Raw genomic sequence first — 6088 nt, 5'->3', positions numbered from 1 at the left:
CTGCTGCGACTTCCCGTAGAGTGAACAAAGCAGTTTCTGCTTAAGCTTTCAGCAGCACGGAACACCATCGATGGCGGCCCAAGCCGGCAGCGATCTCGCGAGGAGTTCAATTTTTCAGTGTGAACAAAGGACCAGTCGCATGAAACTGGGGCTGGGCATTGAACCCTATCGTGCGATTTGCACGGCCAAGATACGTAGCGGTGAGCAGAGCGGGCGTCAGGGCCACTATGCGTGTGAGTTCCAGCAAGTCGGGGTGCCCTTGCGTACAAGCTCTCGGAGCGGGGGAACGAAGAATGCGTCATTACTGCCGAGTTCCGCACGGTTATGAGATGGACGCCCGGATTTGGGGCGCGGAGCTTGTTGGACTGCGGCTGCTAGCTGGACGAAAGCAAAGAAAAAGAACGAATAGCTATAGCGCAGACGCCGTCGCATCGCTCTGGATCAGGCTGCCATTTTCACTAAGAGTGGCGTTGTGCTGGTGCAATTTGCCGTTCTAGCAATGCTGAGGTCGTCGCTTACTTTCCCTGGCGCCGACTAATCGAGACAAACCGGATTCAGAGAACACGAGCGAGGCCAAATCAGGAAAATTGTGGAGTTAATATATTGTTAGCCGACATGTTACCGCGGGTCACGGCCGCCGACTCGGAGATGCGCCCCAAGCTCCGATGCTTAAATCCACTGCCGCAAAGACAGGATCCTCTTATGCCAAGGTGACAACCTCGTGCCGAACGGATTGTCGATGGCCTGCGAGGTTCTCTGTTCCAGGTTCCAAGTCTATATATCCCGGATAGTGCATGAAGCTTACGAGCCAAATGCCCCTCGTGGGCCTCCTTGATGCCGAGCTGTCAATCGGGGCAAGATCCCAGAGGCCAACGTCCAGGGCCATGGAATATCGCCGGATCGAGGCCCTTCATCGCGACTGGCCGCCAGAAGCATGGGCAGGCCCTCGCCGATGGCGGGAAGGCCAAACGCAAGGGACCGAAAGTGGAGCAGACGCACGGGCGCTTGCGGTTCGAACCCACCGTGGCCTCCGTCAGGACCACTGAACAAGGATCCGGAAATCCGCCGTTGCGAAGTGTCGGCTTTCAAACGGTCGCTGGAGCAAGAAGGCCTGCTTCCTCGAGGATTCGCCGGTGGTTGAGGAGATCGAGGGCGAGGTCGCTATGGTACCTCCCGATCAGGCTCGCGCGTCGCTCCGGATCCGTCATCGCGTCAATCCCGCCGATAACAGCGGCGATCCGCTCAGAGAGCTGACGCAGGGCGTTCAACCGTTCGGATTGTTCCGCAAGCGCGCCGAGATTAGCCGAGGTCGACTTGCCGACACCCACGGGCACCGTGGAGCCTAGGTCGACATATCCCTCCGGCAAGGCGCCCTTCAGATTGCGCACGGCCTTGAACTGGATCGCGTCGAAAATCTGGTCAACCGCCTGTTTGGCGCCTGCAACACGCGTCGGGTGATCGGTGTCGGCCGCGACGTGCGGAAGGAGCTCGAGCCGACCAGGATGGCGCTCGCTCAAGGGCAGGTAGGGCGTCAGCGGCCCCCGCAGCGTACCCTTTTCCGCATCGCTGAAGATGTCCGCATCGACCGCCACATAGCTGACCTTACCCGATAGCAGGGCGGCATCGAGAGCGTCGATGTCGACGAGCTCGCCACGATCGTAGTTGATCAGCACCGCCCCATCGGCCAAGCTCGAGAGCACGTCGTGGTTCACGAGGCCGGTATTACTGAACTTGCCGGTCGACCTGTCGAGGCGGCCAAGGCCGACGTGAACCGAAAGGACGTTGGCATCTTTCGCTGCCTTGACCGGACTATCGGCATATTCAAAGCCCTCGGCTTCGATCCAAGCGCGATGGGCTTCCCGCGCGTAGACGCAGACGCGCATGCTAAAGGCCGTTGCCAGTTTGGCGACTTCCCGGCCGATGTTGCCGTAGCCCAAGACAGCCAGTTTCTGCCCTTCAAGTTTTGCAGTCGGGAACTTCTTCAGGTCGCGCCCGGTGTCGAAATTCCCAGCGACGACTCTTCCATGCAGCTCATCGACGGGAATATTGGGAACAACTTTGAGAAGCGCCTTCATGGCCATTTGAGCCGTGGCGCGGCTGTTGATACCGGGCGTGTTCATAAGCGGGGCGCCACCGCCGTCGCCGTTAGGGCCGCCCCACGAGCTGGAGCCCATGTTTCCGGTTCCGGCGCCAATCCGCACACCGCCGAGCGGAAAGACGGACTGCTTGGGTATGAAGGTGGCTGCCGCGATAAGGGCGTCGTACTCACCGTGGGCCGTGCAGCCTACGAGCTCGGCTTCGGCGCTCAACCCCGGCTGATAGAAGAAGTGTATCTTTCCCTTTTGCAGGGCGTTCCGATCTTTTAGGCCGCCAAGGTGGAATTCGCCCCCTTTTTCCCGAATGTGGGCCGCAATCTCACTGCTGTCCGGCACGTTGTTCTCTCCAAGGCGCAGGCCAAGCAGGTCGGCAATCAAGACGGTATAGGCGCGTTCGGGATCATCCTTCCTGACATGGCCGACGGCCGAGGGGATGGTATCGAACCGCTCACCTTGCGCCGCCAACTCCTCCTCGAGGACAGCAATCTTTGCTCTCCGATAGGCATAAGCGAGGTTGTCGAGAAGAAGGCGCACATCCTCGGGGTCGCGGATGCCCCCGATCCAGGCTCGGTAATCGCCGGGCATGCCGGGGAAGGCATTCACGTAGCGGGCGGCGTCCAGGCCTCTTTCGTATTCGCTATTCACATGGGTGATGCCCTCATAGCCAAGAAGCTGCTTCGAGCGGGCAATGATGCGGGCATGGATCTGCTTATCGGTGATGTCGGGATCAACGACCTTCAGAAGAACAACGGCAGCGCCGCGCTTTTCAGCTTCGCCGACGGTAAACTTCAGCAGGGAGTTGTTATCGACCCAGCCGGAGATCACCCGGCGGTTTTGTACCGAACGGCGGTTCAGATCGCCGACCGAGCCGACCCGCTTGGCGGCCTGGAGAAGGCCAAAGGTGGTCTCGGCGAAGGCGAGCGCGCTGTAGGTGTTGATGACGCCACCAAGCATGCGGTGCTGTCCCGCGTCGTAGAAGGGGCCGATGGCCAACGATCTCTTGCCGCTGACCGGGAGCTTCACATCGACAGGAGGAGCCAGCTTGAGCTGGCGGGGAATGGCCCAAGCCGGATCGTTCTGATTGCTCTCCACAAGCTTCAACGCCTGGGGCGTAAATGAAACGACGAAGTACCCGGAGATGCCGCCAATCGCTTTCTGGAACGGCATGAATACGCAGCACCTGGTAAGAGCTTCCCGCACAATATTCTCACCCCACGGCATCGCCCCTAGCATGGACGTTGCGTCGAGGACGGCATGGCGGTTTTCCGGATCTCGATCGAGCCACTTCAGAAGCTCCTCGATTTCCGTTCGGCTATAGGTGTTGGCGCCGGTAGTCTCGTGTCCGACGCCAAGGAACAGCGTTGTCCCAAGTGCTTCGAGTTCTTTTGCGGTGGGAATGGACCCCTCGACGGTAGCGAACTGAATCTTGTCGGCGCTACCGTTTTGTGCAGACTTCTGAAGTTCGAGAAGCTGTGTCGCCCAGGATTGCCTGAAGAATCCGGCGCCGCTGGATTCAGCGGCTTCCGGTTTTGTCGTGTCCACGAAAACGCGCTGATTCCTGTTGTTCGGGTTCATGAGGTGCATGACCGCGACCGTAAAGCCGCTATGTCCCCCGCCAAGTCCGACGGCCATCAGATTCTGTTTGGGAAATTCGAAGTACTGATGGATGGAGTGCATCATATCCGTCAGAATCTTGTCCGCGGGATAGCCTCGATGCATGCTGCGTGCGATCTCGGCGGTCGTGAATGGACCGAGGTCGTTGCCCTTCTCATCGAGCTTTCGATAGTTGGCTTCCAGCCACGCATCGAATTCGACGCGCCGCAATCTCCCCGCGACCTCATCGATTGTCGCGTCCGTGATAGGGCCTACGCCGAAGAAGGGATTCGATGGCGCCTTTGGGGGGCCAGAGCGAGTAGCGGTCTTCTCGCGGTCAAGTTGTTCCTTCATCTCAGCAATAATCGCCATGCGCGAGTTGTCCTCTCTGTGAGACATTATTTGTTTTCGTGAATGTTCCACTCGTACGGGGTATTGTTGTGCAAAGCCGCGCACCAAATTTTCGTAGGCGGCGTGGGCTCTGAATCCCCGTCCGGTGGCGATCGTGAAATGACTAAATCGTAAATGTCCGTTTGGACGTGGCTAAGATGCTTGCGACAAACACACACCAATTTGAGACATCGGGTTCGGATTCATGCGCAGCGCGGGCTGCCTCACAATCAGAGGCGGACGGTTCATTCGGTTGTCTAAAACTCTTGGTCGCGAACGCGCCCAATCACCCTCATACTGCACTTTAAAAAAGTGCCCTGCCGGTGGGGAGGACACCGGCAGGGCGCGCCGCGCATAAGTCGCGGCCGCGTGGCGGCCTGAACAGCAGCAGCAGATCATCGCTTTGCTTTAGATCGCACAGTCCCGCCGGCGAAAAAGATCAATCCGATGCTGCGCGCGAAACGTAGAATCCAAAAAATGGCCCGAAGTGATGGCGTCAACGCAACTCGTCGAAACCTACGCCGTGTTCCACGGCTCGAACTAGAAGCGATCAACATCATGCTCCGTGACCAGGCCGCGATCGCCGCGCGCCTGAATTCGTCGACTAGCCTTAAGAAGATGAAATGAAATGGGCACCCCAAGAAGTTGAGCGGATCTGCGACAGGAAGCGCGGGGCAGCACCCATTCCCTTGGTCGCCATGGTGGCTCAACCCTAACCGGGGCGTTTTCGCGGCGGGCGCGGACAGTGCGGCAGTGGGCACGGACATCATGTTGAATGAGGACCCGAGGCGCGCACGCGAGAATGGATCGAAAAGACAACGCGCCATGGCGCTGAGGTGAGAACCGCATGTGCTTGTCGGCAGGGGCCGGCCTCCAGCGGGAGCGCCGGAAAAGCACGCGATATCGACTGAGTTCTTCCCTTGGCGTGCGCTCCTGCCTTGCTGTCACCGCGCTGACGGTGCAGACGCACGAAACCGCCACGGAAATCCATCCTTTGCAGCCCGATCTGGTGATCAGATGCGTGCAGCGTTACAGGCAATCAGGTCGCGGTCGTCAAAATCGGCATGCTCGCAACCCGCTGAAAAGTCGCTGCCGTTACACTGCCGTCCTGCGCTGAAATCCGAGGTGCCGGCAGTGCTTGACCCGGCGCTTTCCTGTTAGGCAGTCCGCTGCTGGAAACAAATGCCATCGGAGTCACGAAACGTGATCTAACAGGCTGCTGAAAACCGCTGGCTTTTGAGGTTGTGCCGATGATGGTTCCGAGGGGTTTTTGGATGCGCGGTGAGGATGAGCGGACGGGTCGCTGTTTTCATATGTCGACCTTGAGGCAGGAGTGGGCAAGGTATCCGCTTCGGGCGATGCGCGAGTGGGTGAACGCCTCACTTGCGCCGCCGGATAAATCGCTTGCAGCGCTGTGTGCAAGACTGGCCGGCCGTCGATTGCGCCGGAACTGATGCGGGCGGTGATTTTGCCGATGCTGTATTCGCTCCGCTCCGAGCGTTTTCGCAGCCGGCGGTGAAGAAGGTTCTAAGCACAGAGCATTTTCCGGTCACGGCAGATGCTGAAGGCGTTCGCCTCGAAGAGCTTTTCGGGCTAAGGACGACTCGGACACGCTGCCGGACGGCTGCCGTAACGGCGAGCGCAGCTTCCGTTTGCAGCCGAAAGGTAATCCGAGATGATCGGCAGCATCCCGGGGATCGCCGATGCCATTCCACCGGAACAATCTGACTGGTGCCAGCCTGCGCAAAACCCGCCCAAACTGAATGCGATGCTTACCAGCGCCAACGCGCCAACGGTTGCTTTGCAACGGTTTGAATACCGGCACTGTGGCAGGAGAGCCTCCGACATTTTCGGAGGAATATACGTAAGCGCCACGCCGCTCCCCTCGTGCGGGGCATGAGGTGACTGTGCGAAGAATCCCCCCGATCGCGAGAGACGGAGGGCCTACGTGGGAGCAGACGGCAAAATGGACGTCGATTTGGACGTCCCAACAGCTGGCTACGCAGGCC

General features: G+C 59.2%; 1 protein-coding gene and 2 pseudogenes. 2 read left to right on the top strand and 1 reads right to left on the bottom strand.

The window, feature by feature from the left end; genetic code table 11:
- Positions 1–1085: 1085 nt before the first annotated feature.
- Positions 1086–4061: an NAD(P)-dependent oxidoreductase gene (locus NKI19_RS32435; RefSeq protein ID WP_352567677.1), complete on the bottom strand. Its 2976-nt coding sequence runs from the start codon at positions 4059–4061 to the stop codon at positions 1086–1088.
- A 638-nt stretch (positions 4062–4699) separates the two neighbouring features.
- On the opposite strand from NKI19_RS32435, the pseudogene NKI19_RS32430 reads away from it, so the two are divergent.
- Both NKI19_RS32430 and NKI19_RS32425 read left to right on the top strand, forming a co-directional pair.
- Positions 4700–4903 (top strand): annotated as a pseudogene (locus NKI19_RS32430) (thiamine phosphate synthase); the annotation flags it as partial.
- 450 nt (positions 4904–5353) lie between these two features.
- Positions 5354–5749 (top strand): annotated as a pseudogene (locus tag NKI19_RS32425) (transposase); the annotation flags it as partial.
- Positions 5750–6088 lie beyond the last annotated feature (339 nt).

Source organism: Mesorhizobium sp. M0751, assembly GCF_040320265.1.
GTDB lineage: Bacteria > Pseudomonadota > Alphaproteobacteria > Rhizobiales > Rhizobiaceae > Mesorhizobium.
Note: the sequence above shows the minus strand (reverse complement) of the source record. Positions and strands in the feature narration are given on the sequence as shown.

Excerpts from the sequence above, each read along its gene's own strand:
- NKI19_RS32435 (WP_352567677.1), bottom strand. The coding sequence starts at position 4,061 with ATGGCGATTATTGCTGAGATGAAGGAACAACTTGACCGCGAGAAGACC.